Consider the following 22,132-nt stretch of genomic DNA (forward strand, 5'->3'; position numbering starts at 1 on the left):
TGCCGAGAGGTTGCGCCAGAGCGTGTTCGAGCGAAGCGGAAATCGGTTCGCGTGAAGAAAACGCCCGCTGTTGTGGGGCCCCGGTAAACTCCCTATGCTGTTTTGTTATAGCGTATGAACCTGCCTTCCAGGATTGGCAAGTATGGATTTCCGCCAGCTTAGGACCTTTGCGTGCGTCGCGGAACTCGGGAGCCTGAGCAAGGCATCCGATACCTTGCGGGTCGCGCAGCCGGCGCTGAGCCGGCAGATCAAGCTGCTGGAACACGAGCTGCGCACCGAATTGTTCACGCGCAACGGCCGCGGCATGGTGCTGACCGATGCCGGCCGGCTGCTGCTGGCGCGCACCAGCGGTATCGTGCGGCAGATCGACCAGATCCGCGACGACATCCAGTCCGCCGGCGGCGCACCGTCCGGGCGCGTCGTGCTCGGGCTGGTGCCGACGGTGAGCTGCGTGCTGTCGGCGCGGCTGGCGCGGCGCACGGTGGAGCGCTATCCCGGCATCTCGCTCTGCATCGTCGAGAGCTACAGCGGCCATCTGATCGAGTGGCTGCATCGTGGCGAGATGGACCTTGCCGTGATCTACGGCCCGTCGGTCGATCTGCATCTGGCGGTGCAGAGCCTCGGCCGCGATAGCATCGTCGCGGTCGGCCCGCGCGGCAGCGGGCTGAAGCCGAAGAAGCAGGTCGAGTTCGGCTGGCTGATGCGCCAGCGCCTGGTGCTGCCAAGTCACTCGCACGGCCTCCGTGCGCTGCTCGAACATGCCGCGGCCAAGAAGAAGATCGATCTCGACGTCAAGCTCGAGGCGGATTCGTTTCGCGTGCTGACCAGCCTGGTCGAGGAGGGGCTCGGATATACCTTGCTGCCGCCGTCCTCGGTGCGCGCCGAGGTGGCGGAGGGCCGGCTCGAGACCGCCGCCATCGCGCGGCCGGCGCCACGGCGCGAGCTGACGCTGGCCTCGCCGGTCGAGCATCCCGGCTCCAACGCGATGACGCTGATCGCGAAGCTGTTGCGCGACGAGGTCGCGGCGCTGCGCGCCGAGGGGCTCTGGGATATCCAGCTCGCCTGAGCGCGGCTGCGGTTACTTGCGTCATTGCGAGCCACCCGGTCGGCGCCTAGCGCCGCCGGATGACAGGCTCCGCGAAGCAATCCATTCACGCCGCCTATGCGGGCCGATGGATTGCTTCGTCGCTTCGCTCCTCGCAATGACGGAGTTAGATACATCCTTGTGCTCTCAGCTCACCTTGAAGCCGAGATGGCCGCGGAAGCGGTTCTTCAGGTAGGTGCCGTCGCGCGGCGGCAACGCGCGTTCGACCTCGCCGGGCGCGATGCGAATGCGCGCCAGCCGCGGGCCGCCGTCGAGATCGCGCAGGCTGGTGCGGAATTTCTCGATGCCGGCCATGTCGGCGATCTCACAGACATTGCCGATGCCCGCGCCATCAGCGATCACTTCGAGCCTGGCGCCGAGGCCGGAGTGACTCGGCTGCATGCCGGTCTCGCCGAAATGGCCGTTGTCGAGCACCGCGATCGAGAGATTGCCGGGCTGCTTGGTCGCGATGGTCAGCAGGCTGCCGATCCCCATTAGCTGCTCGCCGTCGCCGGTGATCACGAGCACCGGGCGCTTCGGCTGCGCCAGCGCGAGGCCGAGCCCGACCATCGCCGCGCCGCCCATCGCGCCCCACAGATAGAAATTGCCGGGATGCTCGCCGGCGTCGAACAAATCGTAGGACGACGAGCCGAGCCCGGAGATCACGAGCAACTCGCCGCGGTCGGCGAGCAGCGCCTTCACGGCGGCGCGGCGATCGAGAGTGCCTGTTGGTGCCGACATCAGTGCGTCTCCCTGGTCCACTTCTTGCGCCCGATCATCCGCTGCGAGATCAGCACCGCGACTTGCTGGTCGCCGTCGTAGGCGAGCGAGGCGGCGGCCGAGATCACCTCCTCGGCGTCATCAGGGGTCTCCAGCCGCAGCACGGTGGTGCCCATGATCTCGAACGCCTGCGGCGTCGCCCGGCCCATCGGAATCTGCCAGGGATTGAACTCGGCCCATTCGCCGCGCATCGTCACCAAGGTGAGCAGCGGGAAACGGCAGCTCGCCATCAGCGACAGCATGTTGACGCAATTGCCGACGCCGCTCGATTGCATCAACAGCACCGCGCGATCGCCGCCGAGCCAGGCGCCGGCCGAAAGCGCCACGCCCTCTTCCTCTGTCGTCAGCACCGTGGTCTTGATGTCGGCATCGGCGTGCGACAGCTTGATCAGCTTGGAATGTCCCGCATCGGGAACATAGGACACCTGTGCCACGCCAAAGCTCTTCAGCGTGCGGTAGATCGCAACCGGCCAGTCCCGGCTGGTCGCGCTGTCCTGGTGAACGGCAATCTGGTCCATCATGGCCTCGGCGGTAGCGTTTTCGAACGAACCGGGTACCGGTTCGCGAAGAAAAACGCGTCAATACAAGGGACGCGCATTGGCGCGTCCTCACACCGCTGGCTTTAGGCCAGGTCAGGGGTTTATTCTCTTCGCATCTGGCTCGCCCAGCTATGCCGGAATTTTATAGGGCCCAAGGTTTTGCAGGGCCGACGCAAGCGAAATGGCGGCTGGAGCCGGCTGCGTCCTTTGGTCGGGTCGAACGACAGCCCCATTACGGCCTAAAACGACGCTCTATGCTAGAAGATGCCGGTTGGCGGCAGCGCCGGCTTCATTTTCAAGGCTTCATTTCGCATATCGATATATCCGTCGCATTTTCAGGGATCAGGGCATGATTGTCCGAGATCGGTTTCGCGGCCTCTTCCCAAAGTATTTTCTCGCACTGTTCCTGGCCGTCGCGCTTCCGCTCGTGATCAACGGGTCGATCGAAGCCTGGTTCGGTTACCGCGATCAGCGCGCAAGGCTGGACCAGTTGCTCGGTGTTCAGGCGACTTCCGCGGCCGCTGAAATTCATAACTTCATCTCCGACATTGCAAGCCAGCTTGGCTGGCTGGTCCAGCTTCCTTGGACCGACGAGGCCGACGAGGGGCGCCGAACCGATGCGTTGCGTCTGTTTCGTCAAGCGCCGGCCGTCGTCAGCCTGACACTGATCGACAACAATGGGTTGGAGCGTCTCTACGTCTCACGGGTCGGCCTCAATCGAATTGAAAGTCGTATCGACCGATCGGCTGAACCTGCGCTGGTCGGCGCCCACGCGCGCCAGGTTTGGTTCAGCGATGTCAGCTACAACAGAGGCTCAGAGCCGTATCTGACCATTGCGCTCGTGGGTAACCGATCCGCGGTCGGCGCAGTCATCGCCGAAGTCAATCTCAAGCTGATCTGGGATGTCGTATCGGCGATCAAGGTGGGAGAGACGGGCCTCGCCTTCGTGCTGGACCGGCCGGGCCGCCTCATTGCCCATCCCGACATCAGCCTCGTCCTCCGCGGGCTGGAAGAAACAACCTCTCAGCCGTTTCGCACCATACGCGACGCGATCGGCCCGGGAGCGGGCTTTGCGACGGGCCGCGACGGACAGGGACGTCCGGTTGCCGCCCGCGCGGCTCCGGTGGCGGGTCCCGATTGGACCGTCGTGGTGGCGCAGCCGCTCTCCGAGGCTTACGCCCCGATCTATGCCGCGTTGCGACGGACCACAGTGCTTCTCGCAGGCAGCACCGTATTTGCAGGGCTGCTCGCCTATGCATTCGCGCACCGGATGACCGAGCCGATCAGGCTGCTCGAGGAGGGGACGGAGCGGATCGGCGCCGGATCGTTCGAGCACCGCATTTCGATCCAGACCGGGGACGAATTTCAGCGTCTGGCAAGCAGCTTCAACAGGATGGCCGGCGAGCTCGCGCTGGCGCAGCAGCACCAGGAGCGGATCGCGAAGCTCAAGCGGTTTCTCGCGCCTCAAGTCGCCGATCTCGTCGATCGTGCCGGCGATGACAGCGTGCTGGATGGCCGCCGCACCGACGTCGTCGTTGTGTTCTGTGACTTGCGCGGGTTCACCGCGTTTTCCGCGGGCGTCGCTCCCGAGGAGGTCATGAGCGTGCTGTCCGAATATTATGAGGTTCTGGGCAGGGTCATTGCGCGGTTCGAAGCAACGCTCATCAGCTTCTCGGGAGACGGGCTAATGGTGCTGGTGAACGCACCCGTGCCGGTCGAGGAGCCGGCGCTGAGAGCCGTCGACCTCGCGACCGAAATGCAGAAGCGCGTGCAAGGCTTGATCGGCGGCTGGCGGTCGCGGGGCTACCAGGTTGGCTTTGGAATAGGGCTTGCGAGTGGATCGGCGACGGTTGGGCGGATCGGCTACGAAGATCGGCTCGATTACACGGCCATCGGCAGTGTCGTGAATCTCGCCGCTCGCCTGTGCGCATCTGCCGCAGATCGGGAAATCCTGATGGACGCAGGGACCGCCGCAAGCGTCAGAGGCATGCGCTCCCTGGAGGATATCGGGAGTCGCCAAATCAAGGGCTTCGATGACGCCATTCCGGTGTTCGGAATATCTTTTTGATGTGCGTTGGCCGATGTAGACCGGAGCGGTTCGGTGCAGTCCATTGGCGACTGGTTTCGGATCGTGGGATATACTTCCGCCGACGGCGAATGCCAGCGGGTCGATAGAGCATGAGTTGCGCTCACTCTCGTGCAGCAACATCCCACGGACGCGGCAGCCGGCGTGAGGTCCTGTTGTTGATGGCCGCCGCCGCGGCCTGGACCACATCCTCGCGGGCGCAGAAGCCGTCGATGCCTGTGATCGGCTATCTTTGTCCGGAATCGCCGGAGTTGTTTGGCAGCCGGCTGAAGGCTTTTCACCAGGGACTTCGTGAAGCCGGTTTTGTCGAAGGCCGCGACGTTGCGATCGAATATCGATGGGCCAATGGGCAATATGCCCAGTTACCTGCACTGGCCGGCGAATTGATCGCGCGCGACGTCGATGTGGTGGTCGCGCCCGGCGGCGCGCCCGTCGCGCTTGCCGCCAAGGCTGCCGGCGTCACCAAGACAATCGTTTTCGAGATGGGCGGCGACCCCGTTCAGCTGGGTGTGGTGGACAGCCTGTCGCGGCCGGGAGGCAACATCACGGGAATCTCGAGCCTGAGCGTCGACGTGTCGCCGAAGCGGCTCGAATTGATGCACGAACTTCTGCCGGGGGCGAAAACGTTGGGGGTCGTGACCAACCCGACAAGTCCAACCGCCAGCTCGCAACTGCAGAGGCTTCAGGCCGCTGCCGAAACTTTGGGGGTCCATCTGCAGATATCGAGGGCAAGCAAGGAGGAGGAGTTTGAATCCGTATTTGCTTCCGTAGCGAGAGAGCCGACCAACGCGCTTGTTTTCACCTCCGATCCCTATTTTGCATTTCGCAGCCGGCGATTGGCCGATCTCGCACTGAAGTATCGCGTTCCCGCAATCACGCAGACCCGGGATTTCCCGACAGCCGGAGGCTTGATGAGCTATGGCGGAGATTTCGTGCAGTCGCATCGACGCGCGGGCGTCTACGCCGGCCGGGTTCTGAAAGGTGAGAAGCCTGCTGATCTTCCGGTCCAACTGGTCACCAAGGTCGAGTTCGTCATCAACCTGAAGACCGCCAAACTGCTCGGCCACGAGTTCTCTGCTTCAGTCGTCAGCGGCGCAGACGAGGTGATCGAATGACTAATTCGTTCATGACCTGGTAGTCCGGCCGGCACGGACTGAGCGGTTCGGCCGGACCGTGGCATCGCGTGCGCTCACGGGTTCAACTGTTGGGCTGTAGAAACGCGCCGTATTGCTTGCTCGTGGCGACCGCGGCGGCCGCCTGTCCGATGACACGCATTGCCGCCATCATCGGCCACGGTCCAAGGCTCACCCTGCGAACACCGGCACGGGCGAGCTCCCCGATTTCGGGCACGCCTTGCGTCACCATGATGTTGACGGGCAGGGGCGTCAGTTGAACGAACCTCTCGATCAGCGCAAGGTCGGTGAGCCCCGGCACAAAAATTCCGTCAGCGCCCGCATCGGCATAAGCTTCCGCCCGCCTTGCCGCCTCATTCAGGCATTGCTCCGGCGGGCCGAACTTCAGCAGAAACGGATCGGTTCGCGCATTGATGAAGAGGTGAACGCCGAGTTCTTGCGCGGCGTCCCGCACCGCCCTGATCTTCGCGGCATGCTGCTCCGGAGCGACGAGCTGCCGCTTTCCGCGCAACAAGCCCGTCCTCGATATTGATGCCGATCGCGCCGGCCTTCAGGATCCTTGCCGCCGAATGCGCGGCGGCATCCGGAGTGTCGCCATATCCCGCCTCCAGATCGATCGACACCGGAACCGGTACCGACGCGCTCATCCGCGAGACCAGGCCTTCCACGATGTCGAGCGGGGCATTTTCGCCGTCGGCGTAGCCGAGTGCGGATGCGACCGCGCCGCTGCTGGTCGCCACCGCCGGCGAGGCCTTCGCGATCGCCTTGGCGGTGGCGACGTCCCAGGCGTTGAACAGGACGAGCGGATCGCCCTGCTTGTGAAGTCGGTGAAACGCTTCGGCGTAGTGCTGCTGTGTCGTGGCGTCCATTGCGCGCACTCCTGGTCAGAGAATTCGAAGGATGGTGTGGCTGACGCGGCCGCAGGTGGTGGCGTCCGTTCAGTCGGCGGCGTGCGTTGTGAACCAGTCCATGATCAGACCTGTGACCTCGGCCTCACGCTCGAGGTGCGGGAAGTGGCCGACGTCGGGCAGGACGATGCGCCGATGTGGTCCCTTGAAGAGCGGCTCTTCCTTGATCGAATACCGCGCCGTCGGATCGTTGCCGCCATAGATTGTCAGCGTCGGTGTATGCATGTCGTTGATCGGTAGCCGGCCCGCAACTCCCGCATCGACCAGGCCGTTGTAGTATTTCAGCGCCGCCTTCATGGTGCCGGGAGAGCTGAGCGTCTCCTTGACCGAGCGGAGATGCTCGTCGTTCTGCAGGGTTGGCGACCACAGCTTCCAAAGGTAGTCGACGAAGGGAAGTCCCTCGATGTTGACCGCCGAGTGAGCGCCAGGCACCGTGAAGAAATAGACATGGAAAACCGATCGAACGGCATCGGGATCGCTCCGGAGGCTTGGGATTGTGATCGGGTGCGCGGTGTTCATGACCACCGCGGCCTTGATCGCCGACGGCGCCGTGGCCAGCGCCTGGAAGGTTGACGTACCGCCCCAATCCATGCCGACGACGTAGGCCCGTCCGTCTTCGCTCAGCGCCGCGATCAACGCTTCGAGATCCTGGCCCAGCGCGATCGGATCGAAAATGCCGTCGGCCGGAATCTCCGTCGGCGCATAGCCGCGCAGGAACGGCGCGACCGCGCGATAGCCGGCATCCGCGAACACCTGCAGCTGCTTTCGGTACGACCAGGCGTTGTCGGGAAAGCCATGCATGAACATGACGAGCGGTCCGCTGCCTTGTTCGAGATAGGCAAATCGCACGCCGTTGGCCTGCACATATTTCAGGGCGGGTTCGCTGCCGGCGGCGTCACGCGTTGCCAGTGCGGTGCTTCGGGTCGTCATCGCTGCTCTCCATTTGTGTCGTCGTTGCGCTCCCGGCTAAATATGTGCGTAGCGCACATATCTGGTCAAGTTGTTTTTTGTGCGCAGCACACATATTATTCTCCGTATGGAAAACGGAATCGCCAATCTGCTGGGCGCGCTGTCGCTCGCCGTCATGGATCGGATCGAGCAAGGCGCGCGCGAGGTCGTCGGCCGCGGCGGCGAAACGCCCGCGGCGCTGATCGTCATCGGCTATGGCCAGGGCATGACTAACGACAAGCTGAGGCGGATCCTTGGCCTGTCGCATTCCGGAACGGTCCGTCTGGTGGATCGGCTGGTTTCGGATCGGCTTGTCGAACGCCGGGCCGGCAAGGACGGCCGCGAGGTCGCCTTGCACCTGACGGCATCGGGCGCCGCGTCCCGCAACGAACTGCTGGCGTCGCGGATTTCGGCCGTGACGTCGCTGCTCGACGTGCTGTCGGTCGCTGAGCGGAAGCAGCTCGCAACGCTGATCCGCGAGCTGCTGGCAAGGCAGGATACATCAGAGATGGATCGCTTCACGATCTGCCGGATGTGCGACGACCGGGTCTGCACCAATTGCCCGTTGCCGACCAGCAAGGGCCAGCACGCGCGCTAGAGCGTTGGCCGATCTGACTGAATTGTTGGGGATTCACAAATCAGCGTTTTGGTGATTTCAAGCTGGTCGCCGGAGCTGGAGGCCGGCGGGCATGGCGAAACCGCTGTCGATGGATCTTCGCGAACGTGTGCTTGCCTGTATTGAGAGTGGCATTTCAGGCCGGCAGGCTGCCGAGCGATTTGGCGTCAGCGCGGCAAGCGTAAGCCGCTGGCGAACGCGCGAGCGGGAGCAAGGCGATGCCCAGCCGAGGGCTCAGGGCGGCGACCGCAAGTCCCACCGGATTGATACTCATCAGGCGACGATCATGGCTCTGCTCGAGACGGCGCCGGATATCACCATCGAGGAATTGCGTGACGGCTTGAGCAAACAAGGCCTGTCCTTTGGCTATGGCACGATCCGCCGCTTCTTCGAGCGCCACAAGATCACGCGTAAAAAAAGACCGCCCATGCCTCAGAGCAGGATCGCCCGGACGTCTTGAAGCGACGCGAGGCCTGGCGCGAGAGCCAGGGCAAGCTCGACCGGGATCGGCTCGTCTTCATCGACGAGACCTGGGCGTCGACCAACATGGCGCGAACCCATGGCCGCTGCCAGCGCGGAGAACGTCTGCGGGCCAGCGTTCCTCACGGCCACTGGAAAACAACTACCTGCGTAGCCGCTCTAACCACACGCGGCATCATCGCGCCCTGGGTGCTCGATGGCCCCATCAACCGCAACGCCTTTGAGACCTATGTCGAAAAGGTGCTCATTCCTGAGCTGCCAGACCACGCCATCGTCATCATGGACAACCTCTCCAGCCACAAAGGGCCCCGCATACGTGAGATGATCGAGGCGGCCGGCGCTACGCTTCTCTATCTTCCGCCCTACAGTCCCGACCTCAATCCGATCGAGAATGCCTTCGCCAAGCTCAAAGCAAATCTGCGGAAGGCCGCCGAACGCACCGTCGGCGGCCTTTGGGATGCTGTCGGGCGCATCATCGACACCTACACGCCCACGGAATCCACAAACTACTTCATCGCCGCGGGCTACTTGCAACCTGATCGGCTAACGCTCTAGAGAGGTTACTCTGAATCGAGCGGCCAACTCCGCTCACCTCGCCCCGCGTGCGGGGAGAGGTCGGAACGCATCGCTAGATGCGTTCCGGGTGAGGGGGAGTTTCCGCAAACACAGCTATCACCGCTTATGCGGAGAGTGCCCCTCACCCCAACCCTCTCCCCGTAAGAACGGGGAGAGGGAGCGCGGTGCCATCGCGGCCGCTATTCGACCTCATCTCCTCACGCTCCAGCAGCTTGCCGTCAGCGCGCGTTCTTGCCCGCCATGAACACGTACATGTCCCAGAAAGTCTCGGGATGATCGACCTCGAAGCGGTGCCACTGATCGAGATTGGTCTCGTCGGCCGTGCCCGGAAACTGCTTGCGGAATTGTTCGAGCACCGCCGGATCGTCGAACGGTTCGAATCCCCCGAACGCCAGGCCGTGTTCGCTGAGGAATGCCGCGATCTCCGGAATCGTCAGCCGGTGTTCCATGACGTTGAACAGCAGATCGCGGCAGCCGCTCATGCTGTAGAAATCCTTGGCGCCGATCAGCGGCTTCCATTTGTCAGCTTCGCGGAAGATGTCCTGCCGGCAGCGTCTAATGTCGTCGGCGGTGGCGCGATAATTGCGCGCCGCGATGCGATCGCGGGCCTCGACGATGACGCGGCGCGCCAGATCGCTGTAGAGCCCGATGCGCATCGTGCCGCCCGGCCGCAGCAGCGAGACCAGCACGCGCCAGCCGGCCAAGGGGTCGGCAAGATGATGCAGCACGCCGACCGACTCGATGCTGTCGAAGCTGCGATCGATCGAGGCCAATTCCAGGATGTCCGCCTGCGCATACTCGATGTTGCGCAAGCCGAACTCCCGCGTCTTGCGGCGCGCATAGGCGAGGCTGGTCATGCTGATGTCGACGGCGAGCAGGCGGGCGTTGGGATAGACCTGCGCGATCTGGATCGCGTGCGAGCCGGTGCCGCAGCCGGCGATCAGGATATCCCGTTCGGCTCGCTGGTCCGCGGTTGCGACGGTCCGTCCCTGCGCCCGGTCCGCTGCGAAGGCCGTCAGCGGGTTGACGGTCCAGCGCGGATAGGGATTTTCCTCGTATTGGCGCATCACCTCGACGGATATGTCGTTCCTGATTGGGGTCAGCGTCGCAATGGCGCCGCGCTCTTCCATCTCCTCGCGGGGTTCGCGAAGCTGCAACCCCAACAGGCCGGCGACAGTCGCGGGCCAATCCCGGCGCAGCAGCGCGTCTGCATCAGGCAGGGCATGAAGCGGGACATAGGCGGCGATAACGGCCAGCGTGAGCGGCGTGATCGCAGCGCCTGATGCCAGGTCCTGCAGCAACCGGTCGCGCAGCGCGCCCGCGCCTTCGCTTTCCGCCCCGGTCTGCGCATAGACATATTCGTTGATGAAGCACTGCCGCGCGAGCGCGCAGGCAAAGGCTACGATATCGTCGTCGACGTCATCCTGATCCGGCTTGCTCGCGAGCCGCAACAGCTCGGCCCGCGCATATCCGAACAGCACCTCAAGCTGCATGCTCGCCAGCGTCGTCGTTTCCATCGCGCAGCGCAGGAACAGGTCGTTCGCGAGCGGGGCGACGCCTTCGCTGCCGAACAATTCGACGCTTGTGACCGGTAGCGGCCACTTGCTTGCAATCCGCCCGACATAGCTGGTGACGGTCGGGCTCTGCAGGATGAAGCCGACCGCCTTCGCGTCCATGCCGAGCGCCAGCGCCTTGCTGAAATGCGCGGCCGCCTTGCTGCGATTTCCCAGCGCCTGGTAGGAATTGCCGGCGTTGTAATGGCAGGCGGCATTGACCTCGTCCGAGGCAATCGCCTTGGTGAACATCTTTGCTGCAGCCCGGTGATCGCCGGCAGCCTGCGCCATCAGGCCGAGAAGATTCAGGCTTTGCACATGGCCAGGATCGCGCGCGAGAAGCTGCCGGCAGATCTCCTGCGCTTCGTTGAAGCGGCGCATCGCGTAGAAGCGGCTGGCCTCGGCGGCGAGGCCGTCAATGTTGACGCCCGTGGAACCGAAGGCAGGTGCGTTTTTGCTGGACGCGTCCCGTTGCTTCCCGGCCGCACGCCGCTCTTTTCGGTTCATGTTCCGTCAACTGGCCCAAGCTGCAAGACGCGGTGCATCAACCACCACGCCCGGGAAGACATAGGGCCGATCGCGCTTGTGGCCAAGGACAATCTGGCTTCAGCCCGGGATACGCACCGGCAGGTTCTCGATGCCGCGGACGAAGCTGGAATAGACCCGCTTCGGCTCGCCGACCACCTCGATGCGGTCGAAGCGCTTCAGCATCTCTTCCCAGACGATCCGAAGCTGCAGCTCGGCGAGCCGCATGCCGACGCAGCGGTGGATGCCGAAGCCGAACGACAGGTGGATGCGCGGCCGCGGGCGGTCGATGATGAACTCGTTCGGGCGGTCGATCACCTCGTCGTCGCGGTTGCCGGAGACGTACCACATCACGACGCGGTCGCCCTTCCTGATCGTCTTGCCGCCGATCTCGGTGTCGACAAGCGCGGTGCGCCGCATATGCGCCAGCGGCGTCTGCCAGCGGATCACCTCCGGCACCATGGTGTCGATCAGTGCGGGATTGTCCTTCAGCTTCCTGAACTGGTCGGGATGCTCGTGCAGCGCCAGCACCGAGCCGCTCATGGTGTTGCGCGTGGTGTCGTTGCCGCCGACGATGAGCAGGATGATGTTGCCCATCAGATTGTCGGGGTCCATGTACCGCGTGGCGTCGCTATGCGCCATCATCGACAAAAGGTCGTTGCGCGGCGGGGCGTTGACGCGCTCGTTCCAGAGCTTCGAGAAATAGGCGTAGCACTCGTCCATCTCCTGCCGCCGCTCCTCCGGCGAGTTGACGATGCCGCTCTTCGGCAGCGCGGTGGAGACGTCGGACCAACGCGTCAGCTTGCGCCGCTCCTCCCAGGGGAAGTCGAACAGCGTCGCCAGCATCTGGGTGGTCAATTCGATCGAGACGCGCTCGACGAAGTTGAAGGTCTCGTTGCGCGGCAGATTGTCGAGCACGCTGGCCGAGCGCTGCCGGATCAGCTTTGCCAGCTCGTCGAGATGCGTGGGCGTGAACATCGGCGACACGGTCTTGCGCTGATGGGCGTGCCTCGGCTGGTCCATCGCGATGAAGCTCGGATAGTCGTAGCCGGGCGGCACATCGCGGATCGAGATGCCGCCGAGCGTGGAGTCCGAGGAGAAGATGCCGTGGCTGGTGTCGACATGCATGATGTCGTTGTACTTCACCACCGACCAGTACGGTTCGATCGGCGCATTGGTGCAGTAGTGCACCGGCTCTTCCTTGCGCAGCCGCTCGAACCACGGCCACAGCGTGTCGTTCTGGAACAGCTTTGGCGCGCCGGGATGAAAATCCCTGAGCGGTGTCGAATACGCTTCCTCGCGGGCCTGGCGCAGCAACTCGGCCCGGTCGGCACGGATGGCGGTCTGGACGTTCATGTTCCTTGATCCCGGTTGGCTCGCGACGCGTCAGGCGGCGATGCGCACTGGCAGCGTCTCGTAGCCCTTGATGAAGCTGGAATACACCCGCTGCGGCTCCTCCACCACCTCGATGGTGTCGAAGCGCTTGAGGATCTCCTCCCAGATGATCTTGAGCTGCAGCTCGGCAAGCCGCAGGCCGACGCAGCGGTGGATGCCGAAGCCGAACGAGATGTGGGTGCGCGGCCGGGCGCGGTCGATCAGGAACTCGTAGGGCTTCTCGATCGCTTCCTCGTCGCGGTTGCCCGAGACGTACCACATCACCACCTTGTCGCCCTTCTTGATCTGGCGGCCGCGGAATTCGTAGTCGGCGAGCGCGGTGCGCCGCATATGGGCGAGCGGCGTCTGCCAGCGGATCACCTCGGGCACGAAGCTGTCGATCAGCGCCGGATTCTCCCGCAGCTTGCGGTACTGCTCCGGATGCTTGCTCAGCGCATAGATGCTGCCGGACAGCGTGTTGCGCGTGGTGTCATTGCCGCCGACGATCAGCAGGATCAGATTGCCGAGGAAGTTCTTCGGGTCCATGTTCCGCGTGGCGTCGCTGTGCGCCATCATCGAGAGCAGATCGCTCTTCGGCGGCTGGCCCGAGCGCTCCTTCCACAGCCGTGCGAAATAGCCCGCGCATTCCATCAGCTCGGCCTGCCGCTCGTCTTCGGTGGCGACGAGGCCGCCGGCGCCGGGCAGGGTGGTCGCGACGTCGGACCAGCGCGTCAGCTTGCGGCGATCTTCCCACGGGAAGTCGAACAGCACCGCGAGCATCTGGGTCGTCAGCTCGATCGAGACCTTATCGACCCAGTCGAACACCTCGCCGCGCGGCAGATCGTCGAGGCACTCGGTCGAGCGCTTGCGGATGTTGGTGGCGAGCTCGTCGAGATGCGTCGGCGTGAACATCGGCGCCACGGTCTTGCGCTGCGCCGAATGGCGCGGCTGGTCCATCGCGATGAAGCTTTCGCGGCGCAGATCCGGCGGCACGTCGCGGATGGTGATGCCGCCGAGCGAGGCGGCCGAGGAGAACACCGAGTGGTTGGTCTCGATGTCCATGATGTCGTTGTAGCGGGTGATCGACCAGTACGGACCGAACATCGAGTCCTTGCAGTAGTGCACCGGATCCTCGCGGCGCAGCCGGTCGAAATACGGCCAGAAGGTATCGGTCTTGAACAGCTCGGGATCTCCGGGATCGTAGTCGGCGAGCGGAAGCGTGTTGGCGCGTTCGCGTGCGGCGTCCAGATTCGTGTTGTCGACGAGATCGATGGTCCCGTGCATGAGCGGCTCCTCAACCGTTTGAGCTGCCGGGGCATGGCCGGCGCGGCATGTTTTACCGAATTACATTCTCATTCGGCGGTTTGCGCAAGGGCTCTCGACGCGCATTTGGCCGCATTGATGTCAGGCCAAAGCGGCCGAATCCGGGCCTTTCCGGTGGTGAAGGGGGCCGCGCACGCGACCACGCCCGTTTGAAACGGCGTTTGATTGGGTCGGGCGGGGCGTGCGAACGGCGCAGGCGCCGTTTATTGACTGCCGGTTTTCTCGCCGGCGGGTTTTTCGCAGGGGTAGGTGTCCTGCATCCCCCACAGCAGCAGGAGAGCGATCACCATCTCTCCTTTCGCCGAGCGCTTGTCGGCGGACTTGAGCATGATCTCTTCGGTTTGCTCGCTGCTCAGTGCGAGGTCGTCGGGCATGCAGAACAACAATTGGCCGCCATGCCGTTTCAGCCAGGCATTGGACGCCATCAGGCCGCCCCTGACGCCGTCGAGGTACATATGATTGAAGATGCGGAAATTCTCACTCTTTGGATTGCGATAGGAATCCAGCCACACGTCGACAGCAGCAGCCGGAGCTGCCGTGAGCGCCAGAAGGCATGCCGACAAGATCCATCTGGTCATCGCTGCGGTTTCCTCGTTTGCGGCGGCGGCTTCGCCTCCATCGCCTGATCGTTAAGTATGTCATTGCCGCCCGGGGGTTCGACGCCGGCGGTCGATCGAGGACTGCGCGCTTTCCGGCATTGCCGTTAAGGCATGGCCAACCGCATCCCGCCAAAAATCGGCCGGCGATCTCGACCTTGTGTGAAACCTGGATCACACTCGCGACGACAAATCTGTGCTTTTGATACCCAGAGATTGTCCCGCCAGGAGCCATCCCGTGAACGACATGAGCTGGACCCCGCTGGGTCCGCCGCAGCCGCCTCCGCAACCGGCCCCGCCGCCGATGCCGGTGGCGTTTTCAGGGAACCGGAAGGAGTTCTTTCGCCTGGTCGCGCGCGGCGCCGGGCTCGAACTGGTCACGGTCGGCTTCTACCGGTTCTGGCTCACCACCGACATCCGCCGTCATCTGTGGTCGAACAGCCAGATCGATGGCGACGCGCCGGAATATACCGGCCGCGGCAAGGAGCTCCTGATCGGCTTCCTGGTCGCGCTCGCGATCCTGGTGCCGATCTATCTCGGCTACTTCCTGATCGGCATCGAGGCGGAGCATCTCAAGGCGTTCGCCTCGCTGCCGCTGGTCGCCTTCTTCTATTTGTTTGGCCAGTTCGCGATCTATCGCGCGCGGCGTTACCGCCTGACCCGCACCGTGTGGCGCGGCGTCCGCTTCTGGATGAGCGGCTCGGGCTGGGTCTATGCGCTCAAGGCCTCGCTCTGGGGCGTGCTGGTCGTGATCACGCTCGGCCTCGCGCTGCCGTGGCGCGAGGCGGCGCTCGAACGCTACAAGATGCGGCACTCCTATTACGGCGACCTTCAAGGCTCGTTCGACGGCCGCGGCTGGGAGTTCTTCGCGCGGGGCTGGTGGCTCTGGGTCCTGATGCCGTTCGCGCTCTACAGCACGATCTTCGCCCCGTTCGCCTATGCCGCGTTCAAGGCGGTCGAGTGGCGCTGGTGGCTGTCGGGAATCCGCTTCGGCGACGTGAGGCTGGAATCCACCCTCCGCCGCGGCGCGCTGATCGGCCTGTACTGGAAGGTGATCGGCTGGGTCGTGCTGCTCGGCGTGGTGTTCGCGGCCTATCTCGCGCTCTGCACCTTGCTGGTCGCCAGCATGGACGGCTCCTCGATCGCGGACTTCTTCAGGACCGAGGCGTTCGCCAAGAGCATTCCGCTGATCGTGCTGCTCGGCATCGGCTACCTCGCCTTTGCGCTGGCGCTGAACGTGGTGTTGCGCGTCTATCTGATGCGCGATCTCTGGGTTCGGGTGCTGTCCTCGACCATCGTGCACAACATCCAGGCGGCCGCCAACGTCACCGCGCGCGGCGAACTCGCCAACGCGCTCGGCGAAGGCTTTGCCGACGGCCTCGACGTCGGGGGTTTCTAGCCTCATGGAATCCGATTCCAGCGAGACAAACTCCGCGGCGCTGCCTAATCCCGGCGGCGTCTTCTTCGACGGCCTGTCGAACCGGCGGCGCATCGTCGCACTCAGACTGTCCGACGCACTGGAGATCCGCGAAGACGGCGAGCTGCTCGCGCGCTGGGCGTTTCACGACATCCGCCGCGCCGACAGCCCGTCCGGCCTGTTGCGGCTGAGCTGCCTGACCGCACCGCCTCTGGCGCGGCTCGACATCCGCGACGCCGGGCTGATCGCCGCGCTGGTCGCGCGCTGCGACACGCTCGAGGCGGATTGGCCGAACCGCAGGGGTGTCGCCGCGATCGTCGGCTGGTCGCTCGCGGCCGCGGTGTCGATCGTGCTGGTGGTGCTGTTCGGCGTGCCGCTCGCCGCCGAGCGGCTGACGCCGCTGGTGCCCGACTCGTTCGAGCGTCGCATCGGCGATGTCGCGGAGGCGCAGGTCAAGGTGCTGTTCGACGGCAAGCCCTGCAGCAACCCGGCCGGCCAGGCGGCCTTCGCGAAGCTGGTCGGCAAGTTGCGGCAGTCCGCGGGCTTCGACACGTCGGTGCAGTCGGGCGTGCTGGCGACGTCGGTGCCGAACGCCTTCGCGCTGCCCGGCGGCAAGGTCTATCTGTTCGAACGGGCTGCTGGACAAAGCCGAGAACCCGGACGAGATCGCCGGCGTCCTGGCGCATGAACTCGGCCATCTCCGGCACCGCGACAGCATGCGCGAATTGATCCACAATGGCGGCACCTCGTTCCTGATCGGGCTGTTGTTCGGCGATGTCACCGGCTCCGGTGCGCTGATCTTCGCCTCGCGCTCGCTGGTGACGTCGTCCTATTCGCGCGACGCCGAGACCAACGCCGACAGCTTCGCGATCGAGACCATGCACAAGCTCGGCCGTCCGGCCAAGCCGATGGGCGAACTGATGTTCCGCGTCACCGGCAAGGAAGGCGGCAAGGGGCTCTCGCTCGTCTCCAGCCATCCCTTGACCGAGGACCGCCTCGCGCGCATGGACAAGGCCGATGCCGCCAGCCGGCCCGACGGTCCGCCGCTGCTGTCATCGGCCGAATGGCAGGCGCTGAAGGGCATCTGCGGATCTGGCAAGGGCAAGGTGTGACGGCGAAGCAAGTAGCCCGCATGAGCGAAGCGACATGCGGGCCAAGCGCATCCCGGATGTCGCTTCGCTCATCCGCGCTACGTCTTTGCCGGCTGACGGGCCTACGTCCTACTTCACCAGCCTGAACTTGCCGCCCTCGACCTTGATCAAAAACGCCGAACGCTCGTCATAGCCGTTGTGATCGGTCGGGCTCATCGTCGAGAGGCCGTTGTTCAGGTAGACGTCCTTGCCGCGCTCGAGCTCGTCGCGCAACGCGGCGCGGAATTCCGCCGTGCCGGGCTTTGCGGACTTGAGCGCATTCGCCGCCGCCCGCCTGAACAGCGTGACGGCGTCCCATAGATGCGCGCCGAAGATGTTCGGCTTCTGCCCGTTGGCCTTCTCGTAGGACGACACGAACTCGTCGCGCACCTGGCGGAACGGATCGTTCGCCGGCAGATCGTCGGCGATGGTGAAGGCTTCGCCGGTGAAGATCGCGCCCTCGACATTGGCGCCGCCGAGCTTGATGAACTCCTCCGAGGCCACGCCATGGGTCTGGAAGATCTTGCCGGCATAGCCGCGGCTGCGCAGCGCCTCCTGCGGCAGTACGGCGGGCGTGCCGGCGGAGGCGATGAACACCGCTTCCGGATTGGTCGCGATCACCTTGAGCGCCTGGCCCATCGCGCTGGTGTCGGCCCGCGCATAGACCTCATGCGTCGTCACGGTGAGGCCGAGCTGCGGGGCGAGCCGCGACACCTCCTTGTAATAGCCTTCGCCATAGCCGTCGGAGACGCCGATATAGCCGAGCGTCTTGATGCCGGACTTGGCGATGTATTTCAGGATCGCCGCCGCCATCAGGTCGTCATTGGGCACCACCTTGAACGCCCAGCGGCGGCGGTCGTCCATCGGCTGCACGATCGCGGTCGCCGCCGCGAGCGAGATGATCGGCGTCTTGCTCTCCACGGCGACGTCGAGCATCGGCATAGTCACCGGGGTGAGCGAGGAGCCGATCAGGATATCGACGCCGTCCTGGATCACGAGGCGCCGGGCATTCTGCGTGCCCTTGGTCGGGTCGGACTCGTCGTCGAGCGCGATATAGGTCACCTTCTCGCCGCCGATCTCCTTCGGCAGCGCGGCGATGGTGCGCATCTGCGGCTGGCCGAGCGCCGAGCCCGGTCCGGATCCGGACACCACGACGCCGACCTTGATGTCGGCACGCGCGCCCGGCGCGATCAGGATCGCGCTCGCAAATGTCAACAGTCCGGCCATGGCCAGCTTCATTGCAAATCCTCCCAGCAGGTTCTTTTTATCTGCGGCCGATGATAGCCGACCGCCGTCCGCTCGCGCATCATATTGATTCCGCCCGATCCGTCTGTCCCCCTGATTGGGGACACTGCGCGGCGCTGGGCAGGGCCGTGCGCCCTTCGAGTCCTGCCCTGATCGGCCGGGGTGCCGGAACGGGGAACGCGGATGGCGAGGCCGACATCGTCCGGAGCTCTTGAACGGGCTCCGCCCGTCCTCAACCTCGCGTTTACCAATCCCTTAAAGGCCGTGAGAACCAGTTTCCCTAATCGGGCGGCAACGTCCTGCTGTTATTGAAGGACAGGAAAAGGGAGTACGAACCATGTTCAGCATTGTTCGGATCCTCGTCTTGATCGCATGTGCACATGCGGGATCCGTGGTTGCGGAAGTGCAGTGGGACGGCGCGCAGTCATCGCCAGCGGTCCACGTCCATGATTGAGCCTCATCCGATTGCGTCCGAGCACGCGCGCGCCATCTGCGAAGAGATTGGCGAGCGGCTGCGCCATGCCCTGCGCGGCGATTACGCTGATCTGCCGCCAAGGCTGCGAGAGCTCATCAACGAGCTCTCGCTGCAGGATTGCGAAGCGCCGTCGCTGGTGCCGACAATGGCGGAGATGACGAGACCGCTGGTCGCCGCGGCCTAAGCCGAGCGTCCGCGTCACACGTTCTTTGCGACCTTCCGTGTCCGCGTCGGTCCGGCGCCGGCGATCGTCGGCTTGATATTCCAAACCGCGCGCACGCTTGCGAAGGCGTGCGCGATCACCGGCTCCTGGCGGCGGGCGGCGAGGCTGGCGAAGGACAGATCGCAGGTCAGCTTCACCTTGTCGGCGACCACGAACTGATGCGGCCGCGCCATCCGCGGCGCCAGCACGGTGTCGCGTGCGAGGCTGAGGCAGAGGCCGGATTCGACGAAGTCGATCATCGCCTCTTCCTGGTCGGTGTAGCCGATCCGCTTCGGCAATGCGCCGAGCGGGCGGAAGATGTCGTCGAGCAGCCGCCGGTGGCCGGAGTGCGGCGGTGTCGCCAGCCAGGGCAACTCGGCGAGCTCGGCCCAGCCCTTGCCCATCACCCGGTCGCGCCAGGCGATCGGTGCGATCACCCGGTAGTCGTAGCAGAGCAGCGGGGCGAGCTGGTAGCGGCCGTCGGCGATGGTCCGTTCGGTGAAGCTGTGATGGACGAGCTGGTCCTGAGGCGTGGCGTCGACATAGTAGCCGACGTCGAGTTCGCCGCGGCCGATCTGCGCCAGCACGTCGTCGCTCACGCCATGGCGCAGGAAGACTTCGGTGCGCTGCGAGGACATCGCAAGGCTGCGCACGAACGGTCCGAGCCGGGTGAATTCGGGGTCGAGGATGGTGCCGACGCGCAGCGTACCGCGCTGCGCCTCGTTGAGCGAGTCCGCCATCGCCTTGAAGTCGGAGGCGGCCGCGACCGCCCGGTGTGCCAGCGGCAGCAGCGCGGCGCCGGCCTCGGTCAGGGTGAAGCCGGCAGGCGTGCGGTTGAACAGCTGCAGCCCGGTGCTTTCCTCGAGTGCCTTGAGTTGCAGGCTAACCGCGGGCTGGGTCAGTTTCAGCATCGCCGCTGCGCGCGATACCGTGCCCTCACGGGCAACCGTGATGAAGCAACGCAAGGCCTGGGTACGGGGAAGCTCGATCATCGCGCATGCTTATAGCACACTTTTTTGGCGCGCATCCGACCTGCGTCGTGCATTGTTATGCGATTATAATACAACCAATACGAGAAGTCAGGACGGCCGCCATGCAACCATGCCTTCGGTGCGCGCGGTTCAACAATGACTGTCTCCGGAATACTGGATCGCCCGGTCAAAGCCGGGCGAGGTCTACGCAATGACGCTACGTTACGTCGCGCGAGAACCATCCTCGTCGTCCTGGCGAAGGCCAGGACCCATTACCCCAAATGTCAATTGTTGCGCGATGCTGTGGCCGCGATCTCGTTCATCATCAAGTGCGGTGGTAATGGGTCGCTGGCTTTCGCCAGGACGACGATTGGGGAGACCGTACGCCATTCCATCACCGTCATGCTGAGGAGGCCGCGCAGCGGCCGTCTCGAAGCACGACGGCCCGACTGTGGCCGTGTATCCTTCGAGATGCGCCCAGTGCGCCTCATGACGGGGCCTGACTGCTCTCCGACTTCATCGTCGTCCCGGCGAAGGCCGGGACCCATTACCACCGAAGTTCATTGTTGCGCGATGTCGGAACGACGAGTCCCGTTCACAACATCGGCCGCGGCGTATGGGTCCTGGCTTTCGCCGGGACGACGGCTGTGAATGCCGCGAGCGTGTGCGCCGATCGACGGCGCCCGCCCCCCTCACTCCAGATGGTTCACCTTCGCCACCCAGGCGCGGACGTCGGCGAGCACGGCGGGCAGCACGGCCTTGACCTCCTGCACGGTCATGCCGGGCTTGATGCGGGGGTCGTAGAGCAGGTTGAGCAGATATTGGTCGTAGACGTCGAAATAGCCCATCGAGACGTTGTCGTTGAACATGGTCCAGGGCACGGTGGCGGTGTCGTTGATCGGGCCGAGCGACTGCAATAGCTCCTCATAGGCGCAGTCGAGGAAGACAAAATCGCCGTTGTCGACAGTGAGGATCACGTCGGAATGTTCGATCTCGTAGTTCTCGTTCTTGCGGAAGCCGGACAGGCATTGCGGGTCGAGCGAGGAGCGGATCTCCCTGGCGCGCTCCTGGCCGTAGAAGGTCGCGATCGTGCGGTACAGCTCGCGGTCGCGCACCAGCTTGACCACGACATTGGCCGCTTCGTTGCTTTCGGTCATCGCGATGTCGAGATGCTGCACCTTGCTTCGGATGTCGGCGACGACCTTGGCAAGCTGGGCCTTGCGGTCGGCGCGGCTGCCGTCGGCGAACACGCGTACCGGACTGTCATACTTGCGGATGCGGTCGACGCGCCCGGCGAGATGATATTCAGCGCCGAACGCGGTTTTCAGAAAGCCCTCGACGATCTCGGCGTCGGTGAAGACCTTCTTCTCGTTGCGCTGGCGAGCGGCGATCGCCGGTACCTCGGTGGCGGCCGCGGGCAGCGCGGCATCAGCGAGGCAAGCGGCGAGCGTTGCGGCGAGAAGAACGAGGATCGAAGGACGGTGCTGGGACATTGTGACAACGCTGCCGCAAGGTTTGCGGCAGCGCAAGGCGGGATCAGCGATCTTGCCGAATGGCCGGCGCCTGGTTCCGTTGAAATCGACGCGATCAGTTGTTCTTCACCACCACGGTGGTGCCGACCGAGACGCGACCATAGAGATCGGTGACGTCGTCGTTGGTCATGCGGAAGCAGCCCGACGAGACGGCCTGGCCGATCGTCTCCGGCTCGTTCGAGCCGTGGATGCGGTAGAGCGTCGAGCCGAGATACATCGCGCGCGCGCCGAGCGGGTTCTCGATGCCGCCGTTCATGTGGCGCGGCAGATCGGGGCGGCGGCGCAGCATCTGCGACGGCGGCGTCCACGCCGGCCATTCCTTCTTTGCGGAGATGCGGTGGACACCGCTCCAGCGGAAGCCGTCGCGGCCGACGCCGATGCCGTAGCGCAGCGCCTGGCCGTTCGCCAGCACGAGATAGAGCCGGCGTTCGGCGGTGTTCACCACGACGGTGCCGGGAGCGTAGTTGGTCGGGTAGTTGACGGTGGTGCGCGGGATCGGGCTTGCGCCGCCGCCGCCGAAGAAGCTCGGGGGCTCGGACTGATAGCCGCGGGAATCGAAGAACTGTGCGTGGGCCTGGCCGGCACCTGCCAGGATCGTGAGCGCGGCAAACATCAAGGCAATCGGGCGCATGGTCGTCG

General features: G+C 64.5%; 18 protein-coding genes and 2 pseudogenes. 8 read left to right on the plus strand and 12 right to left on the minus strand.

Going from position 1 to position 22,132, the window contains the following annotated elements; all coding sequences use genetic code 11:
- Window positions 1-142: 142 nt before the first annotated feature.
- A complete protein-coding gene (locus tag ACSKB9_RS31965) occupies window positions 143-1,066 on the plus strand; it encodes a LysR substrate-binding domain-containing protein (RefSeq protein WP_438078094.1) in 924 nt (307 codons plus the stop codon).
- Between the two features lie 165 nt (window positions 1,067-1,231).
- Here the strand turns inward: ACSKB9_RS31965 and ACSKB9_RS31970 are convergent, their stop codons facing one another.
- Together ACSKB9_RS31970 and ACSKB9_RS31975 are read right to left on the minus strand one after the other, a co-directional pair.
- A complete protein-coding gene (locus ACSKB9_RS31970) occupies window positions 1,232-1,825 on the minus strand; it encodes a thiamine pyrophosphate-dependent enzyme (protein ID WP_438078096.1) in 594 nt (197 codons plus the stop codon).
- A complete protein-coding gene (locus ACSKB9_RS31975) occupies window positions 1,825-2,385 on the minus strand; it encodes a phosphonopyruvate decarboxylase (RefSeq protein WP_438078098.1) in 561 nt (186 codons plus the stop codon). The genes ACSKB9_RS31970 and ACSKB9_RS31975 overlap by 1 nt, the downstream gene beginning before the upstream one ends.
- Window positions 2,386-2,752: 367 nt before the next feature.
- On the opposite strand from ACSKB9_RS31975, the gene ACSKB9_RS31980 reads away from it, so the two are divergent.
- Complete coding sequence (locus tag ACSKB9_RS31980; protein ID WP_438078100.1) at window positions 2,753-4,471, plus strand: adenylate/guanylate cyclase domain-containing protein; 1,719 nt, start codon at window positions 2,753-2,755, stop codon at window positions 4,469-4,471.
- A gap of 179 nt (window positions 4,472-4,650) precedes the next feature.
- Entirely contained in the window at window positions 4,651-5,604 is a 954-nt protein-coding gene (locus ACSKB9_RS31985; RefSeq protein WP_438080494.1) for an ABC transporter substrate-binding protein, read from the plus strand.
- A gap of 82 nt (window positions 5,605-5,686) precedes the next feature.
- Here the strand turns inward: ACSKB9_RS31985 and ACSKB9_RS31990 are convergent.
- Together ACSKB9_RS31990 and ACSKB9_RS31995 are read right to left on the minus strand one after the other, a co-directional pair.
- Window positions 5,687-6,491 (minus strand): annotated as a pseudogene (locus ACSKB9_RS31990) (isocitrate lyase/PEP mutase family protein).
- A 69-nt stretch (window positions 6,492-6,560) separates the two neighbouring features.
- Window positions 6,561-7,460, minus strand: coding sequence for an alpha/beta fold hydrolase (locus ACSKB9_RS31995; RefSeq protein WP_438078102.1), 900 nt, complete (start codon window positions 7,458-7,460; stop codon window positions 6,561-6,563).
- Window positions 7,461-7,566: 106 nt separating this feature from the next.
- Here ACSKB9_RS31995 and ACSKB9_RS32000 point away from each other — a divergent pair, with 106 nt between their 5' ends.
- Together ACSKB9_RS32000 and ACSKB9_RS32005 are read left to right on the plus strand one after the other, a co-directional pair.
- On the plus strand, window positions 7,567-8,076 hold the full coding sequence (locus ACSKB9_RS32000; RefSeq protein WP_057019292.1) for a MarR family winged helix-turn-helix transcriptional regulator: 510 nt from the start codon (window positions 7,567-7,569) through the stop codon (window positions 8,074-8,076).
- A 91-nt stretch (window positions 8,077-8,167) separates the two neighbouring features.
- A protein-coding gene (locus ACSKB9_RS32005) for an IS630 family transposase (RefSeq protein ID WP_438071698.1) occupies window positions 8,168-9,129 on the plus strand; the annotation gives its coding sequence in 2 pieces (ribosomal slippage) (window positions 8,168-8,507 and window positions 8,507-9,129; 963 coding nt in all).
- Between the two features lie 239 nt (window positions 9,130-9,368).
- Here ACSKB9_RS32005 and ACSKB9_RS32010 read toward each other — a convergent pair.
- From ACSKB9_RS32010 to ACSKB9_RS32025, 4 genes are all read right to left on the minus strand, one after another.
- Window positions 9,369-11,210: a methyltransferase domain-containing protein gene (locus ACSKB9_RS32010; protein ID WP_438078104.1), complete on the minus strand. Its 1,842-nt coding sequence runs from the start codon at window positions 11,208-11,210 to the stop codon at window positions 9,369-9,371.
- 99 nt (window positions 11,211-11,309) lie between these two features.
- Complete coding sequence (locus ACSKB9_RS32015; RefSeq protein ID WP_438078106.1) at window positions 11,310-12,584, minus strand: cytochrome P450; 1,275 nt, start codon at window positions 12,582-12,584, stop codon at window positions 11,310-11,312.
- Between the two features lie 30 nt (window positions 12,585-12,614).
- Window positions 12,615-13,886: a cytochrome P450 gene (locus tag ACSKB9_RS32020; protein WP_438078108.1), complete on the minus strand. Its 1,272-nt coding sequence runs from the start codon at window positions 13,884-13,886 to the stop codon at window positions 12,615-12,617.
- Window positions 13,887-14,128: 242 nt separating this feature from the next.
- Complete coding sequence (locus ACSKB9_RS32025; protein ID WP_438078110.1) at window positions 14,129-14,503, minus strand: hypothetical protein; 375 nt, start codon at window positions 14,501-14,503, stop codon at window positions 14,129-14,131.
- 265 nt (window positions 14,504-14,768) lie between these two features.
- Here ACSKB9_RS32025 and ACSKB9_RS32030 point away from each other — a divergent pair, with 265 nt between their 5' ends.
- On the plus strand, window positions 14,769-15,920 hold the full coding sequence (locus tag ACSKB9_RS32030) for a DUF898 family protein (RefSeq protein WP_438080496.1): 1,152 nt from the start codon (window positions 14,769-14,771) through the stop codon (window positions 15,918-15,920).
- A 4-nt stretch (window positions 15,921-15,924) separates the two neighbouring features.
- A pseudogene (locus ACSKB9_RS32035) lies at window positions 15,925-17,050 on the plus strand (M48 family metallopeptidase).
- A 108-nt stretch (window positions 17,051-17,158) separates the two neighbouring features.
- Here the strand turns inward: ACSKB9_RS32035 and ACSKB9_RS32040 are convergent.
- A complete protein-coding gene (locus ACSKB9_RS32040) occupies window positions 17,159-18,307 on the minus strand; it encodes an ABC transporter substrate-binding protein (RefSeq protein ID WP_438078112.1) in 1,149 nt (382 codons plus the stop codon).
- A gap of 452 nt (window positions 18,308-18,759) precedes the next feature.
- Between ACSKB9_RS32040 and ACSKB9_RS32045 the strand changes: the two genes are divergently transcribed.
- Window positions 18,760-18,972, plus strand: a complete 213-nt coding sequence (locus ACSKB9_RS32045; protein ID WP_438078114.1) for a hypothetical protein — start codon at window positions 18,760-18,762, stop codon at window positions 18,970-18,972.
- Window positions 18,973-18,986: 14 nt separating this feature from the next.
- Here the strand turns inward: ACSKB9_RS32045 and ACSKB9_RS32050 are convergent, their stop codons facing one another.
- From ACSKB9_RS32050 to ACSKB9_RS32060, 3 genes are all read right to left on the minus strand, one after another.
- On the minus strand, window positions 18,987-19,982 hold the full coding sequence (locus tag ACSKB9_RS32050; RefSeq protein WP_438078116.1) for a LysR family transcriptional regulator: 996 nt from the start codon (window positions 19,980-19,982) through the stop codon (window positions 18,987-18,989).
- 671 nt (window positions 19,983-20,653) lie between these two features.
- Window positions 20,654-21,454, minus strand: a complete 801-nt coding sequence (locus ACSKB9_RS32055) for a DUF2927 domain-containing protein (RefSeq protein WP_438078118.1) — start codon at window positions 21,452-21,454, stop codon at window positions 20,654-20,656.
- A 94-nt stretch (window positions 21,455-21,548) separates the two neighbouring features.
- Window positions 21,549-22,124, minus strand: coding sequence for a L,D-transpeptidase (locus tag ACSKB9_RS32060; protein WP_438078120.1), 576 nt, complete (start codon window positions 22,122-22,124; stop codon window positions 21,549-21,551).
- Window positions 22,125-22,132 lie beyond the last annotated feature (8 nt).

This window comes from Bradyrhizobium sp. BR 1433, from assembly GCF_051547665.1.
Taxonomy (GTDB): domain Bacteria; phylum Pseudomonadota; class Alphaproteobacteria; order Rhizobiales; family Xanthobacteraceae; genus Bradyrhizobium; species Bradyrhizobium australafricanum.

Coding starts and splice junctions, on each gene's coding strand:
- ACSKB9_RS32025 (WP_438078110.1), bottom strand. CDS start 14,503: ATGACCAGATGGATCTTGTCGGCATGCCTTCTGGCGCTCACGGCAGCT.
- ACSKB9_RS31980 (WP_438078100.1), top strand. CDS start 2,753: ATGATTGTCCGAGATCGGTTTCGCGGCCTCTTCCCAAAGTATTTTCTC.
- ACSKB9_RS32030 (WP_438080496.1), top strand. CDS start 14,769: ATGAGCTGGACCCCGCTGGGTCCGCCGCAGCCGCCTCCGCAACCGGCC.
- ACSKB9_RS31970 (WP_438078096.1), bottom strand. CDS start 1,825: ATGTCGGCACCAACAGGCACTCTCGATCGCCGCGCCGCCGTGAAGGCG.
- ACSKB9_RS32020 (WP_438078108.1), bottom strand. CDS start 13,886: ATGCACGGGACCATCGATCTCGTCGACAACACGAATCTGGACGCCGCA.
- ACSKB9_RS32050 (WP_438078116.1), bottom strand. CDS start 19,982: ATGATCGAGCTTCCCCGTACCCAGGCCTTGCGTTGCTTCATCACGGTT.
- ACSKB9_RS32015 (WP_438078106.1), bottom strand. CDS start 12,584: ATGAACGTCCAGACCGCCATCCGTGCCGACCGGGCCGAGTTGCTGCGC.
- ACSKB9_RS31995 (WP_438078102.1), bottom strand. CDS start 7,460: ATGACGACCCGAAGCACCGCACTGGCAACGCGTGACGCCGCCGGCAGC.
- ACSKB9_RS32010 (WP_438078104.1), bottom strand. CDS start 11,210: ATGAACCGAAAAGAGCGGCGTGCGGCCGGGAAGCAACGGGACGCGTCC.
- ACSKB9_RS32045 (WP_438078114.1), top strand. CDS start 18,760: ATGATTGAGCCTCATCCGATTGCGTCCGAGCACGCGCGCGCCATCTGC.
- ACSKB9_RS32000 (WP_057019292.1), top strand. CDS start 7,567: ATGGAAAACGGAATCGCCAATCTGCTGGGCGCGCTGTCGCTCGCCGTC.
- ACSKB9_RS32040 (WP_438078112.1), bottom strand. CDS start 18,307: ATGAAGCTGGCCATGGCCGGACTGTTGACATTTGCGAGCGCGATCCTG.
- ACSKB9_RS31965 (WP_438078094.1), top strand. CDS start 143: ATGGATTTCCGCCAGCTTAGGACCTTTGCGTGCGTCGCGGAACTCGGG.
- ACSKB9_RS32055 (WP_438078118.1), bottom strand. CDS start 21,454: ATGTCCCAGCACCGTCCTTCGATCCTCGTTCTTCTCGCCGCAACGCTC.
- ACSKB9_RS31975 (WP_438078098.1), bottom strand. CDS start 2,385: ATGATGGACCAGATTGCCGTTCACCAGGACAGCGCGACCAGCCGGGAC.
- ACSKB9_RS31985 (WP_438080494.1), top strand. CDS start 4,651: ATGGCCGCCGCCGCGGCCTGGACCACATCCTCGCGGGCGCAGAAGCCG.
- ACSKB9_RS32060 (WP_438078120.1), bottom strand. CDS start 22,124: ATGCGCCCGATTGCCTTGATGTTTGCCGCGCTCACGATCCTGGCAGGT.